Source organism: Ruminococcus sp. AF37-20 (assembly GCF_003460465.1).
In the GTDB taxonomy this organism is placed as follows: Bacteria; Bacillota; Clostridia; order Oscillospirales; family Ruminococcaceae; genus Hominimerdicola; species Hominimerdicola aceti.
In genome coordinates, this window is sequence record NZ_QTVE01000013.1 from 50,921 (window position 1) to 74,428 (window position 23,508).

Genomic DNA, 23,508 nt, shown 5'->3' on the forward strand with positions numbered 1-23,508 from the left:
TTCGCCCCTACACATTAAACTATTTCATTACTGAAAATCTATCTCTATATCTTTTAGCGTCACATAGTTTACTACATTGCAGTTTTTATCGTTTGAAATGTTTGCGATAAGCGTTATCTTTGCTGTGCCTTTCACATAGTCGGCACCAATATCCGTCTTGTAGTCCTCCGTGTAGCTCTCTCCGGCTTTGAGCAAAGTGTTCACGGTGTTTCTGTCGCCATTTTCGCCATAGCTCGTGGAATTGCCCTTACTGTCCTCTGTGGTGATATACTGGTCAGTCGTGAAGTCAAGCATCATGTCCTTGTCCCAGTTGTTTGTGTAGGTAATATGGCTTATGAACTCGCCTCCGCTTACCTCATAGGAGTATTTCGCCGTGAGCCTGCCGTCCTTTGTTGTAAAGGTATTGTCCCCAACGTCCTCAAAATAGTCGATATATCCAATATCAGCTTCGTCAGCCATATCAGAATCGTCCTTGGCGACAGAAGTCACTGCTTTCTCACTAGGGTCAACATCGCCAGCGACCTCAGCGTTTTTCTTTTCGTCAGTGTATTCGCAGTTCTCATTGAGCCAGTTTTCAAGCTTTTCTGCCTTTTCACCGCCTATATCAAATTTTAATACATCTCCTGCAAAAAGCTGAACATACAGATCTCCGTTAGCAGTAAAATAAGCCGTACCGTTGACGTCAAGTCTTTCTACATAGAAGCTTATTGTTATTCCGCCCTCAATGTAATATTCATCATCATTTGTTACCGACAAATTAATATCAGGGTCGCTCTCATAAGCGTCTCCCTCATATACCGCATTGTATGAACCATTATCGTCCTTTAACAGGTCGAGCAGCTTTGAGAGGTCGGTATTAGTATACTTTCTGAGCCTGCCCATTCCTGCATCATTGTAAGCATAGTCCACACGAGCCGTTTTTTCAAGACTTACGTCATTTATTATGTCATCAAGGGTCATATCGGTCTTGCAATCAGGTGAGTATTTCCAATCATCATACCACGCCACAGAGCCGTCATCAAAGACCACCGCCAGATAAACGCTTGGTGACAAGTCCTTTATAGAATAAATATCCGCTTTTGTTGTTTCCTTTTTGTTTGTCTCATAGTTTTCCGTTTCAAGAGTCATGGTGGTGAGCTTGCTGTCAAGAAAAGACTTATCAACATGTCCCATTGAAACATATTCCACATCGTTATATTCAAACGTCTCATATTTTGCATTCATTGCATATTCGTCCCAAGGAACTCTATATGACACTGTTGCTTCCTCGTCTGCCATCTGCTGGTCAGCCGAAGCCTTTGCTTTTATATCTCTGTCCGACCTGCCTGCAAACATCATAACACCCGTCGCTGCAGCGAAAACACCGCAGGCTGCAACTGCTGCCCACTTTTTCCACACGGTTTTTATCTTTACTCCGCTTCCGCTCTGCCGACACTCCTCGATAAAATGCTCGTCAGCATTTTCCAAAGCTTTGAAAATATCCTCTCCTGTTGTTTTCATAAAAGAACTCCCTCCTTTTCAAGCAAAGCCTTTAACTTATTTCTGCTTCTGAAAAGGCTCGCCTTAACTGTGTTCAGGTTCATAGCATACTTTTTTGATATCTCTTTTATAGGCGTTGCAAACCAATATCGCTGGAGAAATATATTTCTGTCTCTCTCCTGCAACTCACCAAGAAATTCGTTTATAAGCCACTCAAGATGTCTGCCGTCGCAAAGACTCTCGGTGGTGTCATTGTCAGGTATGCACTCGTCAAGCTCCTCCAAGACCGCCGCTATCTCACCTTTTCCACGCTTTGCAGTCTTTGACGCACGATATCTGTCAAATGCGATATTTCTTGTTATCCGCCCGAAAAATGCCGACAGCATTCTGGGTTTCTGTGGCGGAATGGAGTTCCATGCCCTGAGCCAAGTTTCGTTCACGCACTCCTCCGTGTCCTCCCTGACTCCAAGAATATTGTAGCCCACAGAATAACAGTATCCGCCGTATTTTATATCCGATTGTGAGATAGCCTGCTGATCTCTGTTTTCATAAAGCTCGATTATCTTGCTGTCCTCCATTTTCCGCCCCCCTATACAATATACTTCATTGAAAGTCCTTTCACCTGTAATGACGAGATATCCGCCGAAAGGTTTTATGAAAACGCAAAATAATTATAACATAAGATAAAAAATTTTGCAACACAAAAACGACGTCCCACATCACTATGGAAACGCCGTTTTTATGAAAGAATGATTTTATGACATTGTTTTATGACAACTCGTTAAGAAGATCCATATACAATTCGTTGTAATCTGTTCTGTTGTCTTTCAGGAAAGCGATAGCCGCACGAGGGTGGCGGTTGAGCGCACCTGTGAGCATATAAGGCACGTCATAGCCCCACTGTGAACCCTTTGCCCTCTCCTCAGCAACGTACTTTTCAACAAATTTCAGTGTAGGAGTAAGCTTGTAGTTAGGGTTTCTCAGGAAGCTGAGCATCTGCTCCATGAAGCAGTTTCCTGCACCTCTGCCCATTCCGCTCATTGTAGCATCCGCAAAGCTTGCGCCGTGAGAAATGCTCTCGATAGTGTTTGCGAAAGCAAGCTGCTGATTGTTGTGCATATGAACGCCCACCTTTTTGCCACTAGCCTCAGCCACCTCGCAATACTGCGCAGTAAGTCTTCTCACCTGCTCTGGGAAAAGTGAGCCGTAGCTGTCAACAAGATAGATAACGTCAACAGGGCTTTTTGCCACAAGGTCAAGAGCCTGTGCGATATCGTCCTCACGGCTTGCAGAAACAGCCATGATGTTGATAGTTGTTTCATAGCCCATGTCGTGACAGTAATTTATCATCTCCAGCGCACCGGGCATCTGATGAGTATATGTTGCGATCCTTATCATGTCGATAACGCTCTCGCTCTTTGGCAGGATATCTTTCTTGAAATCACATCTGCCAACGTCAGCCATAACAGAAAGCTTCAAAGGGCTGTCATTCTCACCAACGATAGCTCTGATATCCTCCTCATCACAGAACTTCCACTTGCCGAACCCCTTGACGTCAAAAAGCTCCTTAGAAGCCTTGTAGCCGAACTCCATGTATTCAACGCCTGATTTTATGTTAGTTTTATAGAGTTCTTTTACAAACTCGTCTGAAAATCCAAAATTATTTACAAGTCCTCCGTCACGGATAGTTGCGTCCAGAAGCTTTATATCAGGACGATATGACATAAGGTCACCTTTCTGATTTATTGTCTTTGCCTGATTTGCCATTGTGATTACTTCCTTTCCAAAAGCAGGTACTTATCATGTCTGTATAAGTTCATCACTTTAAAGATTTTATGCTTTTAAGCTTTTACGTATTAAAGTATAACACTATTTTTCTTCCCTGTCAATAGCCCCAAAGCCCTTTAAACACATTTTTTACATTTTAATAATATTTCCCGTCATTTTACACCCAACTTTTATATACTTCTCCCTATGAAGCTTCTGCCCATTTGTAAAATTCGCCGAAAAATCATCATACGACTTGACAAAATAACCCCCTCAGAGCCACGCTCCAGGGGGTTTTATCTTTCTGTTCTCTATTAATCCATGACCGCATTAGCAAGCATAAGCTTGATACGGTTCTCCTGATTGACCTTTGTCGCACCCGGGTCATAGTCGATAGCAACTATATTAGCGTCCGGATAAGCCTGCTTGATAGTTCTTGACATACCCTTTGCAACAATATGGTTAGGCAGACAGCCGAACGGCTGAGTGCATATTATGTTTTTTGTGCCAGTTTCAGCAAGAGCCGCCATTTCTGCGGTGATGAGCCAGCCCTCGCCCATTTTAACACCCTGACTAATATACTTATCAGCACACTTTCTAAGGTGTTCAAAATCATGCGGCGGCTGGAAAATGCCCTGTTCGTTGATGACCTTTATCTGCTGCTTCTGGAACTTGTAAAGCACGTCATAACCAATGCCGTACATAAGCGTGCGGCTGGTTTTCTTGTCATAAAGCTTTTCGTCATTGATAGCGTCCGACGCACAGTAAAGCACGAAGTCCAACAGTCCTGGCACGTTAGGCTCACAGCCTTCAGACAGCAGGAAGTCGTTCAGGTGATTGTTTGCCAGAGGCGAATACTTAACGTATATCTCCCCCACGATACCTACCTTAGGTTTTTTCTCCTTTGTCCTCGGCAGCGCCGCAAAGTCTTTGAGCATAGCATTGTAAATGCTCTTTGTGTGCATATATCTGCTCGGGGTAGCAAACAGCTTTCCAAGCCTGTGCTGCCACCTTGCCAAAAGCTCGTCAGTAGAATTTTTCTCTATCTCGTAAGGCTTGCACTGATTGTAAAGAAGCATGAGCATATCGCCGTAAAGCACAGCATAAATAAGCTTCATTGCAATGGCAGGGGTGATATCTATGGAAGCGTCCTTTTCAAGTCCGCTGAAATTCAGCGACAGAACAGGCACTTCAGGGAACTGCGTTGACAGCGCCTTTCTTATAAGGTGGATATAGTTTGAAGCACGACAGCCGCCGCCCGTCTGCGACATAAGCAGAGCCGTGTGTTCAAGGTCATACTTGCCGCTTTTGAGAGCGTCCATAAACTGTCCGATAACAAGAAGCGCAGGATAGCAAGCGTCATTATGTGTGTTTTTAAGTCCCTCGTCTATAACGTTTCGTGAGCAGTTTTGCAAAAGCTCCATGTTATAGCCGTATTTTTTGTATATCGCCATGATAAGCTTGAAGTGTATAGGAAGCATATCTGGTATAAGTATAGTGTATTCCTCACGTCTTGACTTGTCAAAATAAGACCTTTTGACTCTGTCCGAGCCTGCGTGTTTTATCTCCTTTTCAGCCATTACATTGCCTCCTTGTCCATTTTCTTCTCAGCATTTGCGCTGGCTTCTTTTTCCTCCAGTGCCGCTGCCAAAGACCTGAGTCTTATCTTAGCCGCACCGAGATTCGTTATCTCGTCTATCTTTAGCTGAGTGTAAAGCTTGCCCTTTTCTTCAAGTATAGCTCTTACCTCGTCTGTTGTAACAGCGTCGATACCACAGCCGAAGGATACAAGCTGAACGAGCTGCATATCATCATTCTCGCATACATACTCTGCCGCTCTGTAAAGCCTTGAATGATAAGTCCACTGATTGAGTACGTCAAGTGGAGGTGTATCCACTTTCATCGCCACGCTGTCCTCAGTAATAACAGCAAAGCCAAGAGAAGCGATAAGCTTGTGTATGCCGTGGTTTATCTCAGGGTCGATGTGGTAAGGTCTGCCTGCCAGAACGATTATTTTCTGACCCTTTGCCCTTGCCTCAGCGATTATCTCCTGCGCCTTAGCCTCGATATCCCTATGGTATCTCACCTGCTCAGAATAAGCCTTGTTAAGCACTCCAAGCACCTGCTTTGCAGTGATGTTATACTTTGAAAGCGCTCTTGCCATTGCCTTTGCAACGTGCTTTTTGATGTTTATGTCAAGATAAGGCATGATGAAATTATCATCATTCAGCTTGTCATTGTTAGCCTTTAGAAGCTCAGGATAATAAGCAACAACAGGACAGTTATAGTGATTGTCCGACTGACCCTCGTCAGCATTGTAGCTCATGCAAGGATAGAAGATAAAGTCCACACCCTTGTCAAGGAGGCTCTCTATATGACCGTGACAAAGCTTTGCAGGATAACATACCGTATCAGACGGAATAGTTTGCTGACCCTTGTAATATGTATCTCTCGTTGACTCCTCAGACAGCACCACCTCAAAGCCAAGGCTTGTGAGCAGTGTTGAGAAAAACGGCATAAGGTCATAATAAGACAGCGCAAGCGGCAGACCTACCTTTGCAATAGGCTTTGCAGGCTTGTTGTCAGCATAAGAGAGTATCTTGTTATACTTATACTCTATCATGTTCTCCGTTCTGTCGGTTATCTTTATGCCTGCACCCTTTTCACAGCGGTTTCCGGAAGTAAATCTTCTGCCGTCATTAAATCTTATTATAGTAAGGTTGCAGTGCGCACCACAGCCACCGCACTGAACGGCTCTTGAATTGTAAGCAAATTCTTCAAGCTGAGCCTTTGTAAGAACGCTTGACTTGCCGTCCCTGCCCTGAGATTTTTCTTTTGCGAAAAGCGCACAGCCGAACGCACCCATAAGTCCCGCAATGGCAGGTCTTATAACGTTTCTGCCAAGCTCCATTTCAAATGACCTGAGCACAGCGTCGTTAAGGAACGTTCCGCCCTGAACGACTATATTCTTGCCAAGCTCGTCAATAGACTTTGCTCTTATTACCTTGTAAACTGCGTTCTTGATGATAGACGAAGAAAGTCCTGCAGAGATATCCTCAACGGAAGCTCCGTCCTTTTGCGCCTGCTTTACAGATGAGTTCATGAACACTGTACATCTTGAGCCAAGCTCCACAGGTGCTTTTGCAAACAGACCGAGCCTTGCAAACTCTGCAATGTCATATCCCATTGCACCTGCAAAAGTCTGAATGAACGAGCCACAGCCTGATGAACAAGCCTCGTTGAGCATAATGCTGTCGATAGCGTTGTTTTTTATCTTGAAGCACTTGATATCCTGTCCGCCGATGTCGATGATAAAATCAACGTCAGGACAGAAATAAGCCGCCGCCTTATAGTGCGCAACAGTTTCAACTATACCATAGTCAACGCCCAGACCTGCCTTTATAAGATCCTCACCGTAGCCTGTTACCGCAGAAGCTTTTATGTTAAGCTCAGGGGTAGCAAGGCTGTAGATCTCCTCAAGCTTTGAAGCGATTATATCCAGCGGCTGACCCTTGTTTGAGCAGTAGTGCTGATAAAGAAGCTTTCCGTCAGGTGTGATAAGCACAAGCTTTGTGGTTGTCGAGCCTGCGTCTATGCCAAGATAAGCGTCGCCCCTGTAAGTTCTGATGTCTTCATATTTAAGATCAGACTTCTTGTGTCTTTCCACGAAAGCATTATATTCCTCACGGCTTGCAAACAGTGGCTTGCCTACCACGATATTGTCAGTAGCCTTTGCGTTCACTATCTTATCGATAGCCTCATCTATAGTCATTTCCTCAGCAAGAGTGTCAGCATGAAGTGCCGCACCGAAAGCCATATAGCAGGAAGAATTTTCAGGAAGTATAGCGTGTTCCTCGTCAAGGTTCAAAGTAGTTCTGAATGCCTTTCTCAGTGCGCTGAGATATGTAAGCGGACCGCCAAGGAAAAGCACCTGACCGCCGATCTTCCTGCCCTGCGCCAGACCCGAAACTGTCTGGTCAACAACAGCTTGAAAGATAGATGCAGATATGTCCTCTTTTCTTGCGCCCTGATTAAGAAGCGGCTGAATATCAGACTTTGCGAAAACACCACATCTTGAAGCGATAGGATAAGTCTTTTCAGCCTTAAGAGCAAGGTCGTTCATCTCGTCAGGGGTAACGCCCAAAAGTCCTGCCATCTGGTCGATAAAAGCACCTGTGCCACCTGCGCATGAACCGTTCATACGCTGTTCAACGCCCCCTGTGAGGAAGATTATCTTAGCGTCCTCACCGCCAAGCTCAACCACAACGTCAGCCTTTGGATACTTCTTGTTTACAGCGATAAAAGCAGAAAAGACCTCCTGCACGAAAGAGATACCGCTTGCCTCAGCGATGCCAAGACCTGCCGAGCCTGTTATGGCTATCTTGAACTTGTCCTCAGGATAAAGCTCTCTGATAGTGCGAAGCTGCTCAGCCACCGTTTCCCTTACCTTTGAAAAATGTCTTTCATATTTGTTATAAATAAACTCGCCCTCGTCAAGAATTACCGTCTTGACCGTGGTCGAACCTACGTCTATGCCTAAATCATAAATCTTGCCCATAGTAAAAACCTCACTGATTCTCGTTTGTACACTCTTAGTTATTATATCACACTTTTTCGCAAATTACAAGCTTTTTATATTAACAAATATGTATGCGCAAAGCAAGATATCACCTACAAAAGCAAAAACGGGCGAACACTGTTCGCCCCTACAATGCAATAATTACAATGTATGGCAAAAGCGTTCGCCCGTATGAATATTCGTATAGATTTATGAAGCTTATTCCTGCTCTATAAGGCAATCAGTAAGATTAAGGTCATAGAGATTGTTGTAGGTAGGCTGCTGAACAGGCTCGCCTGCAAGTCTGTAGAATTGCTCTGAGCCGTACTTCTTGATGAAGTTTGTGGTGTGGCAATTTACTTTCAGCTCCTCGATAAACTTCTTCATAACATTGCTGTCAGTGCCATAAGCATTCTCAAGGAAGTCAAAAGCGTATTTCAGACCATTCATAGACTGCTGTGTAACGTTGTTTGCGCCATGGAGCAGATTGTTGAAGGAGTTCTGCAAAATAACAGTACAGCGGTTTTTGTTATCTCTTCCCTCGTTAGTACACTTATCAAGATAAGCTTCAAGATTGTGAAGAATCCAGTGCTGAATCTTCTTGTTAGACGGCGAGATGTTTCTTGCTCTTACCGCCTTGTCAAGGCTCTTGTTGCAGTCCATAATGTGTTCACTGATTATCTGACGGCATGAAAGACCATTGTTTATCTTCACAAGGATATCTTCCATTCTTGGGTGGATAAGTCTTATCATCTTCTCCATTTGGATACAGCTTCTCATTGTGTATGTGATGCCGTCCATAAGCAGATTCATAAGAGCCACAGCCTCCTCAGTGCCTGCCGCTCTTGCGTCAGCAATGTTCTGAGCAGTTATGCCGCCCTCGAGGATAGCGTCAACGTCATATTTCTCACGATAGTAGTTGAATCTGTCATAATATTCCGCAAAGCCCTTTGAGAACTCTGGGTTCTGTACATACTGAGCAGCCAGAGCATGGTCAACAAGGATACCGCTCTCCTCATAAAGCTGCATCATTTCAGAAAGGTCCTCCCAGCCACGGGCAGTAACAAAGCGGTAGTTGTTCTTATCGCTTGCGTCTACCATATAATAGTGGTCAGGGTGAAGCTCAAGATATGATATGATAGCAGGGTGAACGCCTGCATAGTAAGCATATTCTTTCCAAACGCCGAAATCAGGCTGACACTCGACCCTCTTAACACGGTCGAGAGTAACGATATCGAACTCAGAAACAGACTTGTTGAACTCAGGCGGGTTACCTGCTGTAACAACTACCCAACCTGCCGGAACCTGATGAAGTCCGAAAACCTTATACTGCAAGAACTGGAGCATTGCAGGAGCAAGGGACTCGGAAACGCAGTTGATCTCATCGAGGAAGAGAATACCCTCTTTGATGCCAGTGGCTTCGATAGTGTCATAAAGAGTAGCCACGATCTCACTCATCGTGTACTCGGATATCTGCACGTCAGCACCGGTGTAGTTTCTATGTACAATAACAGGCAGACCGAGGGCAGACTCTCTTGTGTGGTGGGACATCGAGTAGGTAACAAGGTTTACGCCAGTTTCCTGAGCTATCTGCTCCATGATAGCGGTCTTACCGATACCAGGTGCGCCAAGCAGGAACACAGGTCTCTGATGTTCTATGCTGATTCGGTAATCGCCAAATTCGTCTTTAATGAGATAGGCTTGTATCGCATTAAGTATCTGTTGTTTTGCGTCTTTAATATTCATAGTCATTTCTCCTCAGTGCAGTCTGAAGCTGTGAACAAAAAGCACTGCACAATTAAATAATCTTACCATTTTATTATAGACTATCTCCAAATTAAAGTCAATAGTCATCACAAGTTTTGTCAGCTTACACAAACAATTGAAAATATTTTAGTTATTCTGTATCAAAGTCATAAAATTTAACTGTTAAAATATTGATATCAGAACAGAATTTTTAACAGACTCTTAATTTTTTTCAAACGTTTTCGCCCATACCCCAGCCGACCTTATAACCTCACTGCTCACTTGGTTTTGACATCTCCCAAACAATGTGCTATAATAATAAGGTATAAAATTTTCCCTCGGAGGTCTGATCTATGCTTTATGAAATAAAAAATGATAAACTATCTATCTCAGCCGACACTTTCGGTGCTGAGCTTCACTCTATCAAACTGGACGGCAAAGAATATCTCTGGCAATGCGGTGACGCTTGGAAACGCTACGCTCCTATCCTCTTCCCGTTCATATGCTCCCCTAAAGACCGCACCTACAAGGCTGGCGGTCAGGAATATCACATGGCTGCAAACCATGGCTTCGCCCGTGACAGCGAATTTACATACGCTGGAAGCGCCAAAAATTCCGTAAGCTTTCTCCTAAAAGACAATGACGTGACACTTGCTCAATACCCATATCACTTTGAGCTTGAAGTCACCTACTCCATAAAAGGTTCAAAAGTCACCGTCACAAACACAGTAAAAAACACTGATGAAAAGGCTATGTACTTCTATCTCGGCGGTCACCCTGCTTTTATCTGCGATATCCAAGGTGGCAAATGCACAGTTGAGTACGAGAAAAACGAGCATATCGTTCAGCCTATCCCAAACGGCGAGAGGACTATCCTTGACGGTGAAAAGACTATCACTCTCACAAGAGAGCTTTTCGACTATGACGTTATCATGAAAGACCACCCTGCTTCAAAGGCTGTCACCCTGAAAAAGTCTGACGGCGGCTTTGTAAAGCTTTCATTCCCACATTCTGACTGCATTGCCGTATGGACTTCCACAGGCAACCCTGACGCTCAGTTTATCTGCCTTGAGCCTTGGACTAGCGTGCCTGTTTACGAGGACGACGCTTTTGAGGATATCGAAAACAAGCCTCACGCTATCAAGCTTGCACCTGAAGCTGTTTATACCTACAGCTACACCGTGGAGGTAGGCTGATGAGAGCGGTAATACAGAGGGTCACAAGTGCAAAAGTTGAGGTCGAGGGCAAGGTCACAGGCGAGATAGGAAAGGGCTTTCTGATACTTTTCGGAGTAGGTCAGGAGGACACTGAGGCTGACTGCGACAAGCTTGCAGACAAGATATCAAAGCTTCGCATTTTCGCTGACGAGAACGACAAGACAAATCTTTCTATAAACGATGTTGGCGGAGATATTCTTTGCGTTTCACAGTTTACCCTTTATGCAGATTGTCACCATGGCAACCGCCCGTCATTTATCTATGCAGGCAAGCCTGATGAAGCCAACAGACTTTATGAATACTTCTGCAAGGTTTGTGACGATAAAATTTCGGGCAAGGTAGAAAAGGGCGTTTTCGGTGCAGACATGAAAGTTTCACTGCTCAATGACGGTCCTTTTACTATCATTCTTGAATGCAGAAACGGAGAGATAATCCCATGAACATACAGATATTCGGCAAGTCAAAATCCTTTGACACCAAAAAGGCCGAACGTTATTTCAAAGAGCGTGGAATAAAGTTCCAATCTGTTGACCTACCTACAAAGGGTCTTAGCAAGGGCGAGCTTAACTCAGTGCTTGCGGCTGTTGGCGATATTGACAAGCTTATCGACCCAAAGGCAAAGGGAGAGCAGGCAATGCTCATAAAATATCTTGGAAGCACCGAGGAAAAGATAGAAAAGCTTCTTGACTATCCCGAGCTTTTTGCCGCACCTATCGTAAGAAACGGCAAGAAAGCCACAGTAGGCTTCTGCCCCGAGGTGTGGAAAAGCTGGGAATAGCCCTAGATGAAAATACTGTGAAAATTGCCGATATTCGTTGAAAGAGGCTTGAATTTGTGGTATAATACCATATGGAAAAGTATTTTCAGAAAGAGATGTTTTAAATGGTAATTGATTTTCACGTTCACGCCTTTAATCCAAAGGTAGCAGAAAAAGCTGTTGAAAAGCTTCAGGCTCAAAGCGGCATAACCCCTTTCACAAGAGGCACTGCAGAGGAAACTATACAGCGTTTTGACGAATGGGGCATTGACAAGGGCGTGCTGTTATCAGTGGCGACAAAGCCTGCTCAGCAGAGAGTTATAAACGATTGGTGTGCTGAACAAGACGGCGGAAGATTTATAAGCTTCGGCGGAATACACCCTGACGCTGAGGACTATGAGCAGGAGATAGCCCACATAAAGGAGCTTGGACTTCACGGCATAAAGCTTCACCCTGATTATCAGGGCTTTATGATAGATGATGAGCGCATGGACAAGATATATGACGCCATTGAAAGAGCTGACCTGCCTGTTATATTCCATTCGGGCTATGACTGCGTTTCCCCTGACCTTATCCACTCCACACCTGAGAGGGCGCTGAACATGATAAAAAAGCACCCTAAACTCAAGGTCATTCTTGCACATCTTGGTGCAAACATGATGTGGGAGCAGGTGCGTGACGTTTTGGCAGGAGTTGACGGTGAAGTTTATTTTGACACCGCTTTCACAAGTATGTGTCCTGACGAGCTTATGCAGGCTATCGTTGAAAAGCATGGGGCTGACAGGATACTTTTTGCAAGCGACTGCCCTTGGGACAGTTCCTACCTTATAAAAGAAAAGATACTGCGCTTGAACATTTCCGAGGATAACAAAGATAAAATTCTCGGCGGCAACGCAGAAAGACTTCTTGGCTTAAAATAAAATTGTGTAAATTCTGAAAAGAGGATATAAATAAATGAGATCAAAACTGCTTGCGGCTGTGCTGGCTTGTTCTGCGGTTTTCGGGCTTGCGTCATGTGGGGCAATGCTTCCAGAAAGCTCCTCTGAAACGGAGACCACCACGGGTACTGCCGCCCAGAGAGTTATAGAGACCACAAAGACCGCCACAATGGGTGACGATTATGACGAGGACGATGAGGATTACGAGGGCTACACCACCACCACTTCTGTGACGGCAGGCACACTTGAAAACCCTGACGTGAGCATTGACGAGGGCTACGACCCTGACATAATCGCAACGGCAACAAAGAGGACGACCACAACCACAACCACCACTGCCGCTGAAACCGAGGCGACTAAAAAGACCACCACCACAAAGTTCAAAAAGGACGCACTTTTCCCTTTGGGCGATGATGTGAAATACCCTGATTCTATCCCATTTCTTGTAAAGTCAGACACCTCTTATCTTAATCTCAGATACGGTCCGTCAAAGAAATATGACGTGATAGAAAAGATACCTGACGGCAAGACCATAAACGGCTATGGCGAAAGAACAGACGGTGACGGAGACATATGGGTATATGTAAAATACAATGATAAAAGCGGCTGGGTAATGAAAGAGCTTCTCAGCGGCACTGAATAAACGGAGGACAAATAATGGACAGCTTCAAGGAACAGATAGTTCGCAAGATTCCCACAAAGAACGATAAGATACAGAAAATTTTCATCATGATAGCAAGCGTGGCACTTGCCGCACTGTGCTTTATCTTCCCTTTCGGCACGCAGTTTTCTGTAATAGGCATTTTTCTTGCCGCCGCCGCACTTTATGGCGGTTATTATCTTACAACAAAACTCGATGTGGAGTATGAATACATTTTCACAAACGGAGAAATAGACGTTGACAAGATAACGGCTCAGCGTTCAAGAAAGCGCCTTATCACATTTCGTTGCGGCAGTGCGACAGATTTCGGCATTGCTGACGAGAATTTCTCTGTACCTGAGGGCGCAACACAGGTTCTTGCCTGCGCTTGTGACGATAGCCTTACAGACTACTACATAACATTCAACCACAAAAATCTCGGGCTTACAACTGTTATCTTCACACCAGATGATGATATGCTTGAGCTTATGAAGCCTGCGCTTCCGAGAACACTGAGGAAATAAAAATGAAAATATTTGTCGGAACTGATCTTATTGAGATCGAACGCATAAAAAAAAGCTGTCAGAGCCGACGTTTCTGTGAAAGGGTTTACTCCGAAAAGGAGCTGACCCTTTTTTCACAGAAGAAAAACCCATACGAATCCATGGCGGCGAATTGGGCGGCTAAGGAAAGCTTCGCAAAGGCTTTAGGCACTGGGGTCGAGGGATTCGCCTTGAACGAGGTGTCATGCTTGCGTGACGAGCTTGGCTGTCCTTATCTGGAGCTTACGGGGAATGCGCTTTGGGCGGCTGAAAAGAGGGGGTTGACCTTTGCGGTGTCACTTTCCCACATCAAGGATATCGCTTCGGCAGTGGTGATAGCTTATGAAAAGGAGGATAAAAATGGATAGGATATTGACAGTGGAGCAAATGACTTTTTGCGAACATGAGGCTGAAAAATATGGCGTGAGCCTTGCTCAGCTCATGGACAATGCGGCGGCACAGCTTACGGAGGTCATTGCGAGCAACTCGTCTGCGTCTTCAAAGATAGTGCTTCTTATTGGCAAGGGAAACAATGGCGGTGACGGACTTGTGGCGGCAAATTTACTTGTGAAGCAAGGCTTCAAGCCTGCGGTGGTCCTATGCTGCGGCGAGCCTGACACTGACCTCTCCTCGGCAGCGTATGCTAGGCTCGATAAGAGCGTTCAGGTGCTGAAAGCTGAAAATGCGCTGGATTTTATCGAGGGTGCAGATGTGCTTGTGGACTGCATTTTCGGAACGGGTTTTCACGGCAGTTTGCGTGAAAATATCCTGCCAGTGTTCAGAGCTTGTGAAAAATGTGACGGCATGAAGATAGCCTGCGACCTGCCGTCGGGAGTCAACGCACGGAATGGTCAGGCTGACAAGCTGTCGTTCAAGGCTGACGTGACAGTGACCTTTCATCGTGGCAAGCTGGGTCTTTATTTACAGCCTGCGGTGGACTTTTGCGGTGAAATTCTGGTAAAAGATATCGGTATTGACGAGCGTTGCGAGAATACCCTATACCCTGTCATAACACCTTTTGACGTGGTAAAAGCAAGGGCGGCACTGCCTTTTAGACCTGCTGACGGACACAAGGGGACGTTCGGCAAGGTGGTGAGCGTGGCAGGCTCGGAGAGCTATATAGGTGCGGCAGGGCTTTCGGCAATGGCGGCAATGCGAACAGGCGTGGGGCTTTTCGAGCTTTGCACTGCAAAAAGCGTAGTCAACTCCTTGTCGGCTGGTATGTATGAATGTACATACTCGGCAATGAAAACCGACAAGGACGGCTTTATGGTGGCTGAAAATGCGGAGGCGATACTGAAAAAGTGCGAAAAGGCAAGCTGTTTGCTGATAGGCTGTGGGCTTGGTCACACGGCTCAGACAGAGAAGCTTGTGGCGGAGCTTACCCAAAATGCGGAGATACCCATAGTTTTGGACGCTGACGGAATAAATTCACTTTGTCCGAATATAGATGTACTGTTGAAGAAGAAAAGTACAGTTATCCTCACCCCTCACCCTGCGGAGCTTGCAAGGCTTTGTGGCGTGACGGTGGGCGAGGTCTTGTCGGACAGACTTGGATCTGCATATAGGCTGTCAGAAAAATATGGTGTGACAGTGCTTGCGAAGTCGGCTGACACCTTTGCTGTGGACGGTGGAAAAGTTTATCTTTGCACCGAAGGCACAACTGCGCTTGCAAAGGGTGGCTCAGGGGATATGCTTGCAGGCATTGTTTCCTCCTATGTGGCTCAGGGGTGCAACGCTCTCGATGCGGCGGCACTTGGGTCGTTCACACTTGGCTCGACGGCTCTGCTTGCAGGATACAAAAGATCTGAGCGTGGAATCATTGCAAGAGATGTTATTGACGCTTTGCCACGATTTTTGTATGACCTTGAAAACGCCGACTAGGCTGTACCAAAAACAAAGACCTTCTTCTTATGAAGAGGGTCTTTTTTAATGGAGGGCAAAATGAAAAGAACAAAGGCATTTTTTCTCACGATTTTGGCGGTAATGGGCTTATGCTCATGCGGAGAAAGCACCGAAGTCAAACCCGTAAAGCTGGCAGAGGATTACAAGACCCCGGCTGAGTTCACCATTGACGGCACGGAATACGTCGCAAGCTTCACCCGTGAGGGCGCAGATATGTGGGAGTGCGAGATAACCGCACCGGAAACTGTAAGCGGCATGGTGATAACCTGCTCAGGAGAAAGCGCACGGCTTGAATACAAGGGTTTGACCTACGAAACTGACCGAGGGAACATTCCCGAAAGCTCCGCTGTAACAATGACCGCCGCTGTGCTTGACAAGCTTATTTCGCAGAAAGGCGTGACGTATCTCAAAAATGACAAGGGAGATATTACCGCCACAGGACAGATAAAAGGGCAGGATTTTTCGGCTAAAATCAATGGCGGAAAGGTAAAAAGTTTGGAGATATCAGGGGAGGTAAGCGTAAAATTCACATAAAAAAAGGTGCAGAGAAAATCTGCACCTTTTTTATGTATGGAAATAAATTATTTACCAAAGTTTGCGCAAGCGATAACGTTACCGTCCTCGTCCTCAAATCTGAGGTCAGCAATGTAGAAATCAGCCTGGTTTGGAATGCCCCATCTCATAAGTGAAACAAACTGTGGTTCAGTTGAGTTTACAAATGTAGCGCCGTCCTTGATACCAGGTCTCATTGTAAGCTCATAGGAACCCCACTCAGAAGTCCACTCAGCCTCGCCGAAGTCATAGAGGTCGTTCCAACTGTTTTCACCTTCACCTGTTGTAGGCTGTGTAACGAATGCACCCATGAAGTTACCAGGAACGAGTGATTTTGTGCCGTCGTCACCGGTGAACTCGCCAACTGCCTTTGTAACTACGTCAGCCTTGATAGTGAAGATCTTCTCAAGATCAGCCTCGTGACCCTCAAAGAACTTCTCCATGTGGAACTTGATCTTAGGGATCTTGTAGTTGCCCTGATCGTCCTGATCGAGAGTCTCGACCTTGAGCATTGGTATACCTGCAAGCTCCTCAATAGAGAGGTTTACATGAGACTCATCGTTCTCGTAATCCTTCTCAGCGAAAGGTTCAACGATAGAAGCAACGTCCATATCCTTCTTGAAATATACAGAAGCCTCCTCATAGTTCTTCAGAGTAGCCGGCATTTCGGAAATATCCTTTGCAGCCTCACCCTCAGACTCTGTGCCGGAAGCGGCTGTTGAATCAGCTGTTGACTCAGGAGCAGCTGTTGTTGTAGTAGCCTCTGTTGTTGTAGCAGCTGTAGTTGTTGTAGTAGTTTTTGCCTCAGCCTTTGATGAAGAATCATCAGAGCTGCCGCAAGAAGCGAACATAGCACTTGTAAGTGTAAGTGCAAGAGCGCAAGCTAAAAACTTTTTCATTTTAATAACCTCCGTTTAATTGTCATGCTATACACATAGCCTGACCTATATTTACTTTTGTATTATAACACAATCGTCACATATTTTCAATATACTATTTGCACAATTTAAGCACATGATTTCATATGTTTTGCACAGAAATCGTTTACAAATTAGTGCAGGTTACACAAACGAACAAAAAAACAGAGCTTCCCGAATGACAGAAAGCTCTGTATAAATTCACTTATTCAAGTGTGTTATCTGTGAGAGATTACTTTCTCTTAGAGATAACGATAGCTGCACCAGCAAGTGCTACGCCAGCGAGTGCAAGACCAGCTGTTGCGCCTGTAGCTGCTGTTTTGTCAGAAGCTGCTGCTGAAGAAGTAGCTGCTGTGCTTGTTGTGCCAGCCTTTGAAGATGTAGCTGCTGTTGAAGTAGCTGCTGCAGAAGATGTCTTAGAATCGTCCTTCTTGGAGTCAGTCTTAGAATCTGTGCCTGAAGCTGTTGAATCAGTTTTAGAGCTTGACTCCTCAACTACTGGCTTCTTCTGAACTTCCTTCTTGTCCTTGTTAGAACCAGCCTCGTAGATAGCATTGCCGTCAGCGCCAAGAACCTTAACGCCTACAACGTCGATGCCCTTAAGGTCAGCTGCCCAGTTGTTGATACCAACTGCTGCATAACCCTTTTCCTCATCGTCAGCTGCGTCAAAGAGAGGTGTATCGCCCTTGTATTCAAGAACGTATGTACCTTCCTCGTCTGTTGTGTAGCAGAGTGTGTCCTTTGGCTTATCATCTTCAACCCAAGAGCCGCCAGCCCAGTCCTTAGCGTTCCAGCCGTTCTTTGTGTCGTTGAAGTTGATGGATCCGCCGCCGCCGATTGTGTTCCAGTCGTTGTTGTCAACCTTGATAGTGAAAGATGCACCGTAAACAGCTGTGATATCAGTGATACCGTCCTTAACTACGTTGCCCTCAGACTCATCGCCTCTAAAGAAAATTGCGAAAAGGTCATCCTGTGACTGTCTGCCGATTGCAAGAAGGTCATCGCTTACGTTGAGCTTTGTGCCTGCTGCTGATGCTGGGATCATTGCCATAGAAGCTACGATAGCTGCTGCTGACATACCAGCGAGAATCTTAGAAATTTTCATCGTTAATCTCCTCCATATGAATATAGTTTTATGAATTGTCATTCAATTCTAGTCTTATTATAGCAGACTTTTTCCCTAAAATCAAGGGGTTTTCACGTTTTTTATTCCAAAAAGTGTTGAAATTTCTAACAATATTGTCACACTTCTTTTGTGCATTAATCACAGAAAACGTTATCATTTTTCGCTTTTTACAACAATTGTCAGTCCTATCTGTCATTGAATCTCTGCAAGAACTGCTTTGTTCTTTCGTTCTGGGTCTGACCGAAAACTTCCTCTGGAGTACCCTCCTCCACGATATAGCCGTCGTCCATAAAGATAACATGGTTTGCCACATCACGGGCAAATGCCATTTCATGGGTGACGATGACCATGGTCATTTTCTCTTTGGCAAGCTCTTTTATTACCTTTAATATCTCCCCTGTAAGCTCAGGGTCAAGTGCGGAGGTCGGCTCGTCAAAGAAAAGTATCTGCGGTTTCAAAGCCAATGCTCTTGCGATAGAAACTCGCTGCTGCTGGCCGCCTGAAAGCTCGCATGGATAAGACTTGCCTTTAGTCTCAAGTCCCATTTTTTTCAGAAGCTCCTCACAGTTGGCTTTAGCCTCGGCTTTTGGCTGTTTAAGGACATGGAGAGGGGCTTCCATTATATTCTGATTTACAGAAAAGTGCGGAAACAGATTAAAGTTCTGGAACACCAGACCGATCTTCAGCCTAATATCTCTCAGCGTTTTAGAAGGAGCGTACACCGCTTTGCCGTTTTCAGTGCGGAACATATTCACGCCGTCAACGTTTATCTCTCCGCCGTCTGCTTTTTCAAGCTGGTTTATACAGCGCAGAAGCGTTGATTTACCGCTTCCTGACGGACCTATTATTGCGACTACCTCGCCCACCTCAACATTAAAAGAAATATCTTTGAGTACCTTAAGGCTGTCAAAGCTTTTGGAAATATTTTTCACTTCAAGAATAGCCATATGAGTTCTCCTTATTTATAATAGTCGAATTTCTTTTCGATAACGGCAAATGCCACCGTCACGATAGCGTTGAGTACGAAATAGAATGCGCCTGCGATAAAAAGCGGTGTGATAGAGCTATAGAGGTTCATCTGCTGTTTGGCTTTCATTGTTATCTCGGCAAATGCGATGACGTTTGCGAGAGAGGTATCCTTTACAAGGACGATGACCTCATTCGATGTGGCAGGGATAACACGCTTTGTGACCTGTGGCAGGATTATTCTAAAAAATGTCTGCATTTTCGTCATGCCGAGCATTGAAGCCGCTTCGTACTGTCCCTTTGGGATAGCCTCGATACCGCCTCTGAATATCTCTGCGAAATACGCCGCATAGTTAAGTACAAATGCGGTAACAAGGGCGATAAACATATAGTTCTCGTTGTTTTTTATATTGGTAAGCACGTCATAGATACCGCCTGTCTTGCCCTGCTTTGCAGCACTTGCGATAATAAGCGGTACTGCATAGTAGATAGCGATTATCTGAAGCATGAGCGGTGTGCCGCGCATGACAAGTATATAAAGATTTGTCAGCCATGAGATAGGCTTGAAGCGGCATTTTTTCAGCATTGTCACAAGCACTCCCACAGGTATTGAAAGCACGATGGTCCATGCGAAAAGCTTCAGTGTATTAGGCAGGAACTCCAGCAGGATCTCCGTGACCTTTTTTACTTCCTCAAAAGTCATAAATATTCATTCCTTAACATAGGCAACACAACACAAAGCTTACGGGAAAATTTTCAATCAGATCGCTTGAAAAACTGACATTCGGACTTCATGAGTCGTTGCCATTAATATTACGATAACACGTCACCGTATCAGCGTATTAATACATTATACTACATATTTTGCGACTTGTCAAACAATTTAGTGAGGAATGAGGTTGAATGAGGAATGAGGAGTGAGGAATGAGGAATGAAGGAATCGCCTGCGGCGATTTATTTTTTTGTGGGTTCGGGATAGGTTCTGCTGCCGCAAAATCGCTACGCTCTTTGCGGGGGGCACATTTGTTTAGGGAGAGGGTAGGCGGTGCAGATTTTTTGCTCCGATATTGGTTTTGTCTGATATCTGACTTCTGTGTGCTTTTTATACCTTAATCTGCACCGCTTGGTCGGCTGTCGCCGAGCTTGAGCCTGCGTTTTATCTCTCGCTACGCTTGGTACTTGTTCTTTACTTTGGTCAGCTATGCTCATTCCTCATTCCTAATTCCTCATTTGTCATTCCTCACTCCTCACTTTAAATCAGTTCTCTTCGTTCTTCAAAGCCAAAACCGCTTCACGGACTTTCGCCATAAGTTCCTCAGGGCTTTCCCCGTTTGGATATATCGGCTTACCGTAAACTACTTTTACTTTATATTTGCTAAGGCGCTTCCAGTTGAAAAGCCTTGGGAGCTTTCTGTCTGGCGGGAATATCTCGTGTCCGCCTTTGATGTAGGCCGGTACTATAGGTACATTGGCTTCGATAGCAAGGACGGCTGCACCGCTTTTGAACTTGCCCATTTCACCGGTTTTGCTTCTTGTACCCTCCGGGTGAACCAGCACGCCCCATTTCTGACCAAGCTTTTTACGCAGAGCCGCCATTGTTTCGTCCACTCTTCCGCCTCTGTCAACAGGCACCATACCGCCTATTCTTACTATAAGTCGGCTGGCTAAACTGCCGTTAAAAAGCTCTTTCTTTGCCATACAGCAGAATTTCGCAAAACGCTCGTATCTGAAATTCAGGGTGAGGAAGATAAAATCAAAATTTGAAACGTGGTTGGCACAGATTATATAACCGTCCTTATCAGGGAGGTTTTCCTCATTTGCGACCTTGACCTCATAGAAGGCTGTCACAAGATTTCTGTAAAAGCGGTAAATACGATAGTCTATCTTTTTCTTGTCCAGAGGATAGAGCATTGATTTCACTGTTTGCGGCTTTATGCGGTTTGGGTTTTGAACGAGAGCGATAAGCTTGCCCACTGTCATGTTCTTATCCATACAGCCGTCAACACGCACCCCACTGAACTCCTCTATCTCCAATGCAAGCTCGATAGCTGAGAGGGAGTCTATGGTGAACTCCTGCAAAAATTTTGTATTGAGCTTGACTTCATTTGGCTGAACGTGTGCTATTTTTGCCACTGCGTTTCTCACCATTGACGGGATATCCGACGGATCGATACTCTTTTCTGCCTGCTTATTAAGGCTGTCAAGGTTATCCTCCATGACCATTTTCTTCAGCAGATAACGCTTTGGCTTGCCGATAGCTGTTCTTGGTATAGAATCCACAAAATGTATGCCGCTTAGTTTCATTGCCTGACCTGCGGAGGAACTTATCTCTTTGAGTTTTTCTTCCGTCTGCTCACGCTTATCCTCAGCACAGACCACAAAGGCGTGCACCTCGTCATAGCTTCCCTCTTTCGCAGGCACTCCGCAGACCACAAGCTCGTCAACGTTCTCAATGCCCCTATAGACCTGTTCGATATCGTCAGGGGCGGCTTTTTTGCCTGTGGATAGGACGATATTTTCTTTACATCTGCCGAGAATGACGATATTTTTATGCTTATCGAACTTTGCAAGGTCGCCTGACTTGAACCAGCCGTCAGGATTGAACGCTTCATCTGTGGACTTTTTGTCGCCATAGTAGCCTATCATCATATAAGGTGACTTTATGAGAAGCTCACCGCTGCGGTCGATCTTAACTTTTATATCAGGATAGGGCTTGCCGCAGGTGTCAGCATAGACGTGCTTGCCATATGTACCGATAGTTGGTATGCTCGTTTCGGTCGCACCGTAGTTGTTCACAATATTAAAGCCTGTGCCATAGAAGAAATCAAATGTATCCTTTGACATCGGCGAGCCTGCGGAGCAGAGAAATCTAAGCTCACCGCCCAAGGCTTTGTGTATCTTTGCAAAGATCTTTTTGCCGCTGTTTATGCCGTAGATCTTACGCTGATGAAGTGCAACAGGAAACATTTTCTTGAAAAGTGCTGAAGATACTTTGCTTGCGTTAATTTGCTGCATTATCTGGGTTTTTAAAAGCTCATAGACCTTTGGCACGCCCGGGAAAACTGTAGGCTTGAAGTTTTGGAAGCCTGCGGAAAGGCCATTTGCGGAGAGAGACTCAATAAAGCACACTGTTCCGCCTGTGAGGAGAGGGGCTAAGACCTGTGCAAAAAGTCCGTAGATATGGCTGTTTGGCAGTATTCCGAGATAGCGTTCGTTATCGGTTATGCCGTTGCACTCGCAGACCATTTTGCAGGAGTTTATTTGTGAATCGTGGGTGTGCATGATGCCTGAGGCTGTCCTTGTCGTACCGCTTGAGAAGATTATCACTGCGATATCAGGGTCGCCTACTTCACCTTGGCGGAGTATATTTTCCCCTGAACCGTCAAGTCTGTCAAGCTGGTTTTGAATATCGAGAACAGGTATATTTTTCACGCTTGTAAGCTTCTTTGCCGCCTTTTGAGAAGCGACAACGCACACAGGCTGTGACTTTTTCACCAGTGCGACAAGCTCTGCCGCAGGAAGCGAATAATCCAGAAGGACGGCTGTGGCGTTTAGCTTTGCACAGGCAAGAAATGCGATATTCCACTCAGGTCTGCCCTCGGAAGCTATGCAGACCCTATCCCCTGCCACAACGCCCATGGCTTTAAGGCGGCTGCAAAAAACATCAGCCTGCTGCAAAGTTTGTCCGAATGTATATTCCTTTGTTTCACCCTCGTCATTCATCATCACGAGAGCGGTCTTGCTATAGCGGTTTATTGCCGTTTTTCTAAATTCGTTATAAATGTTCATGGCAGTTTCCTTTCCGCACCTCAGACTTTCTGAGAGTTGCCTTTCATTGTATGTTCAAGTGCCTCGACAGCTTTTTCTGAGCTGTCAAGGAGGTTTTTGAGATTTTCCTCACCCAGTGCGTCAACGAACACGCTGAAATATTTTTCAAGACGCTGCTGTTTTTCTTCAATGGATTTTTCACCTTTTGGGAGGAGTTTCACCTGCACACGGCGTTTATCCTCAGGGTCACGCACAAGGCTAACAAAGCCTTTTTTCTCCATTGTGCTGAGAACAGAGGTCACACGCTGACGTGATATCATAAGGTCACGGCTTATATCTGAGGGGTAGACTATGCCCTCGGCTGTGCTAAGATAGACTATCACTTTGCTTTCGCCCTGAAAAAGCTCTGCAAGGTCGTCCATATATCCTGTTTCAAAAAATCGTCTGAAAACTTCTCCAAAACGCTGGGCTGTTTTATCGTTCATTGTTATTCCTCCAAATGTCAAGGCGGTTGATTGTCAACACTGTTGATTATACACCATGTTGATGAATTTGTCAAGTGCTATGGGCGGTATGGTACAAATTGTAGGTTTGTCAATCATATTGGACACTATTATTAAGAAATTCGAT

21 protein-coding genes are annotated in these 23,508 nt (G+C 45.2%); 9 read left to right on the forward strand and 12 right to left on the reverse strand.

Annotated elements, in window-relative coordinates:
- Positions 1-27: 27 nt before the first annotated feature.
- The 6 genes from DW015_RS09430 to DW015_RS09455 all read right to left on the reverse strand — a co-directional run bounded on the left by DW015_RS09430 (position 28) and on the right by DW015_RS09455 (position 9,550).
- A complete protein-coding gene (locus tag DW015_RS09430; protein ID WP_117905454.1) occupies positions 28-1,500 on the reverse strand; it encodes a hypothetical protein in 1,473 nt (490 codons plus the stop codon).
- Entirely contained in the window at positions 1,497-2,057 is a 561-nt protein-coding gene (locus tag DW015_RS09435) for an RNA polymerase sigma factor (RefSeq protein WP_117905455.1), read from the reverse strand. The genes DW015_RS09430 and DW015_RS09435 overlap by 4 nt, the downstream gene beginning before the upstream one ends.
- A gap of 190 nt (positions 2,058-2,247) precedes the next feature.
- Entirely contained in the window at positions 2,248-3,246 is a 999-nt protein-coding gene (locus tag DW015_RS09440) for an aldolase catalytic domain-containing protein (protein WP_022287726.1), read from the reverse strand.
- 314 nt (positions 3,247-3,560) lie between these two features.
- Positions 3,561-4,826 (reverse strand): 2-hydroxyacyl-CoA dehydratase, encoded by a 1,266-nt coding sequence (locus DW015_RS09445; RefSeq protein ID WP_022287727.1) that lies wholly within the window; start codon positions 4,824-4,826, stop codon positions 3,561-3,563.
- Positions 4,826-7,804, reverse strand: coding sequence for an acyl-CoA dehydratase activase-related protein (locus DW015_RS09450; RefSeq protein WP_117905456.1), 2,979 nt, complete (start codon positions 7,802-7,804; stop codon positions 4,826-4,828). The genes DW015_RS09445 and DW015_RS09450 overlap by 1 nt, the downstream gene beginning before the upstream one ends.
- A 219-nt stretch (positions 7,805-8,023) precedes the next feature.
- Positions 8,024-9,550, reverse strand: a complete 1,527-nt coding sequence (locus DW015_RS09455; RefSeq protein WP_117905457.1) for a MoxR family ATPase — start codon at positions 9,548-9,550, stop codon at positions 8,024-8,026.
- Between the two features lie 353 nt (positions 9,551-9,903).
- Here DW015_RS09455 and DW015_RS09460 point away from each other — a divergent pair, with 353 nt between their 5' ends.
- The 9 genes from DW015_RS09460 (at position 9,904) to DW015_RS09500 (ending at position 16,083) form a co-directional block, all read left to right on the forward strand.
- Positions 9,904-10,746, forward strand: a complete 843-nt coding sequence (locus tag DW015_RS09460) for an aldose 1-epimerase family protein (protein WP_117905458.1) — start codon at positions 9,904-9,906, stop codon at positions 10,744-10,746.
- Positions 10,746-11,207, forward strand: coding sequence for a D-aminoacyl-tRNA deacylase (dtd, locus tag DW015_RS09465; RefSeq protein WP_117905459.1), 462 nt, complete (start codon positions 10,746-10,748; stop codon positions 11,205-11,207). The genes DW015_RS09460 and dtd overlap by 1 nt, the downstream gene beginning before the upstream one ends.
- Positions 11,204-11,545 carry an ArsC/Spx/MgsR family protein gene (locus DW015_RS09470; RefSeq protein ID WP_022287732.1) on the forward strand — a complete coding sequence of 114 codons (342 nt, stop codon included), beginning with the start codon at positions 11,204-11,206 and terminating at the stop codon, positions 11,543-11,545. The genes dtd and DW015_RS09470 overlap by 4 nt, the downstream gene beginning before the upstream one ends.
- 104 nt (positions 11,546-11,649) lie before the next feature.
- On the forward strand, positions 11,650-12,444 hold the full coding sequence (locus tag DW015_RS09475; protein ID WP_117905460.1) for an amidohydrolase family protein: 795 nt from the start codon (positions 11,650-11,652) through the stop codon (positions 12,442-12,444).
- 34 nt (positions 12,445-12,478) lie between these two features.
- Positions 12,479-13,105 carry an SH3 domain-containing protein gene (locus tag DW015_RS09480; protein WP_117905461.1) on the forward strand — a complete coding sequence of 209 codons (627 nt, stop codon included), beginning with the start codon at positions 12,479-12,481 and terminating at the stop codon, positions 13,103-13,105.
- Positions 13,106-13,119: 14 nt separating this feature from the next.
- Positions 13,120-13,626: a DUF6106 family protein gene (locus DW015_RS09485; RefSeq protein ID WP_117857854.1), complete on the forward strand. Its 507-nt coding sequence runs from the start codon at positions 13,120-13,122 to the stop codon at positions 13,624-13,626.
- Between the two features lie 2 nt (positions 13,627-13,628).
- Positions 13,629-14,012 carry a holo-ACP synthase gene (gene acpS, locus DW015_RS09490; protein WP_117905462.1) on the forward strand — a complete coding sequence of 128 codons (384 nt, stop codon included), beginning with the start codon at positions 13,629-13,631 and terminating at the stop codon, positions 14,010-14,012.
- Complete coding sequence (locus DW015_RS09495) at positions 14,005-15,528, forward strand: NAD(P)H-hydrate dehydratase (protein WP_242993262.1); 1,524 nt, start codon at positions 14,005-14,007, stop codon at positions 15,526-15,528. The genes acpS and DW015_RS09495 overlap by 8 nt, the downstream gene beginning before the upstream one ends.
- A 60-nt stretch (positions 15,529-15,588) precedes the next feature.
- Complete coding sequence (locus DW015_RS09500; protein ID WP_147338150.1) at positions 15,589-16,083, forward strand: hypothetical protein; 495 nt, start codon at positions 15,589-15,591, stop codon at positions 16,081-16,083.
- A 47-nt stretch (positions 16,084-16,130) separates the two neighbouring features.
- On the opposite strand, the gene DW015_RS09505 is transcribed toward DW015_RS09500, so the two are convergent.
- The 6 genes from DW015_RS09505 to DW015_RS09530 form a co-directional block, all read right to left on the reverse strand.
- Complete coding sequence (locus tag DW015_RS09505) at positions 16,131-17,000, reverse strand: hypothetical protein (RefSeq protein ID WP_117905464.1); 870 nt, start codon at positions 16,998-17,000, stop codon at positions 16,131-16,133.
- A gap of 250 nt (positions 17,001-17,250) precedes the next feature.
- On the reverse strand, positions 17,251-18,123 hold the full coding sequence (locus tag DW015_RS09510; protein WP_117905465.1) for an NPXTG-anchored protein: 873 nt from the start codon (positions 18,121-18,123) through the stop codon (positions 17,251-17,253).
- 206 nt (positions 18,124-18,329) lie between these two features.
- Complete coding sequence (locus DW015_RS09515) at positions 18,330-19,091, reverse strand: amino acid ABC transporter ATP-binding protein (RefSeq protein WP_117905466.1); 762 nt, start codon at positions 19,089-19,091, stop codon at positions 18,330-18,332.
- 11 nt (positions 19,092-19,102) lie between these two features.
- On the reverse strand, positions 19,103-19,813 hold the full coding sequence (locus DW015_RS09520) for an amino acid ABC transporter permease (protein WP_022287742.1): 711 nt from the start codon (positions 19,811-19,813) through the stop codon (positions 19,103-19,105).
- A 554-nt stretch (positions 19,814-20,367) separates the two neighbouring features.
- A complete protein-coding gene (locus tag DW015_RS09525) occupies positions 20,368-22,899 on the reverse strand; it encodes an AMP-binding protein (protein WP_117905467.1) in 2,532 nt (843 codons plus the stop codon).
- A 20-nt stretch (positions 22,900-22,919) separates the two neighbouring features.
- Entirely contained in the window at positions 22,920-23,363 is a 444-nt protein-coding gene (locus DW015_RS09530; RefSeq protein WP_117891553.1) for a MarR family transcriptional regulator, read from the reverse strand.
- Between the last annotated feature and the right edge of the window lie 145 nt (positions 23,364-23,508).

Excerpts from the sequence above, each read along its gene's own strand:
- DW015_RS09430 (WP_117905454.1), bottom strand. The coding sequence starts at position 1,500 with ATGAAAACAACAGGAGAGGATATTTTCAAAGCTTTGGAAAATGCTGAC.
- DW015_RS09435 (WP_117905455.1), bottom strand. The coding sequence starts at position 2,057 with ATGGAGGACAGCAAGATAATCGAGCTTTATGAAAACAGAGATCAGCAG.
- DW015_RS09440 (WP_022287726.1), bottom strand. The coding sequence starts at position 3,246 with ATGGCAAATCAGGCAAAGACAATAAATCAGAAAGGTGACCTTATGTCA.
- DW015_RS09445 (WP_022287727.1), bottom strand. The coding sequence starts at position 4,826 with ATGGCTGAAAAGGAGATAAAACACGCAGGCTCGGACAGAGTCAAAAGG.
- DW015_RS09450 (WP_117905456.1), bottom strand. The coding sequence starts at position 7,804 with ATGGGCAAGATTTATGATTTAGGCATAGACGTAGGTTCGACCACGGTC.
- DW015_RS09455 (WP_117905457.1), bottom strand. The coding sequence starts at position 9,550 with ATGAATATTAAAGACGCAAAACAACAGATACTTAATGCGATACAAGCC.
- DW015_RS09460 (WP_117905458.1), top strand. The coding sequence starts at position 9,904 with ATGCTTTATGAAATAAAAAATGATAAACTATCTATCTCAGCCGACACT.
- dtd (WP_117905459.1), top strand. The coding sequence starts at position 10,746 with ATGAGAGCGGTAATACAGAGGGTCACAAGTGCAAAAGTTGAGGTCGAG.
- DW015_RS09470 (WP_022287732.1), top strand. The coding sequence starts at position 11,204 with ATGAACATACAGATATTCGGCAAGTCAAAATCCTTTGACACCAAAAAG.
- DW015_RS09475 (WP_117905460.1), top strand. The coding sequence starts at position 11,650 with ATGGTAATTGATTTTCACGTTCACGCCTTTAATCCAAAGGTAGCAGAA.
- DW015_RS09480 (WP_117905461.1), top strand. The coding sequence starts at position 12,479 with ATGAGATCAAAACTGCTTGCGGCTGTGCTGGCTTGTTCTGCGGTTTTC.
- DW015_RS09485 (WP_117857854.1), top strand. The coding sequence starts at position 13,120 with ATGGACAGCTTCAAGGAACAGATAGTTCGCAAGATTCCCACAAAGAAC.
- acpS (WP_117905462.1), top strand. The coding sequence starts at position 13,629 with ATGAAAATATTTGTCGGAACTGATCTTATTGAGATCGAACGCATAAAA.
- DW015_RS09495 (WP_242993262.1), top strand. The coding sequence starts at position 14,005 with ATGGATAGGATATTGACAGTGGAGCAAATGACTTTTTGCGAACATGAG.
- DW015_RS09500 (WP_147338150.1), top strand. The coding sequence starts at position 15,589 with ATGAAAAGAACAAAGGCATTTTTTCTCACGATTTTGGCGGTAATGGGC.
- DW015_RS09505 (WP_117905464.1), bottom strand. The coding sequence starts at position 17,000 with ATGAAAAAGTTTTTAGCTTGCGCTCTTGCACTTACACTTACAAGTGCT.
- DW015_RS09510 (WP_117905465.1), bottom strand. The coding sequence starts at position 18,123 with ATGAAAATTTCTAAGATTCTCGCTGGTATGTCAGCAGCAGCTATCGTA.
- DW015_RS09515 (WP_117905466.1), bottom strand. The coding sequence starts at position 19,091 with ATGGCTATTCTTGAAGTGAAAAATATTTCCAAAAGCTTTGACAGCCTT.
- DW015_RS09520 (WP_022287742.1), bottom strand. The coding sequence starts at position 19,813 with ATGACTTTTGAGGAAGTAAAAAAGGTCACGGAGATCCTGCTGGAGTTC.
- DW015_RS09525 (WP_117905467.1), bottom strand. The coding sequence starts at position 22,899 with ATGAACATTTATAACGAATTTAGAAAAACGGCAATAAACCGCTATAGC.
- DW015_RS09530 (WP_117891553.1), bottom strand. The coding sequence starts at position 23,363 with ATGAACGATAAAACAGCCCAGCGTTTTGGAGAAGTTTTCAGACGATTT.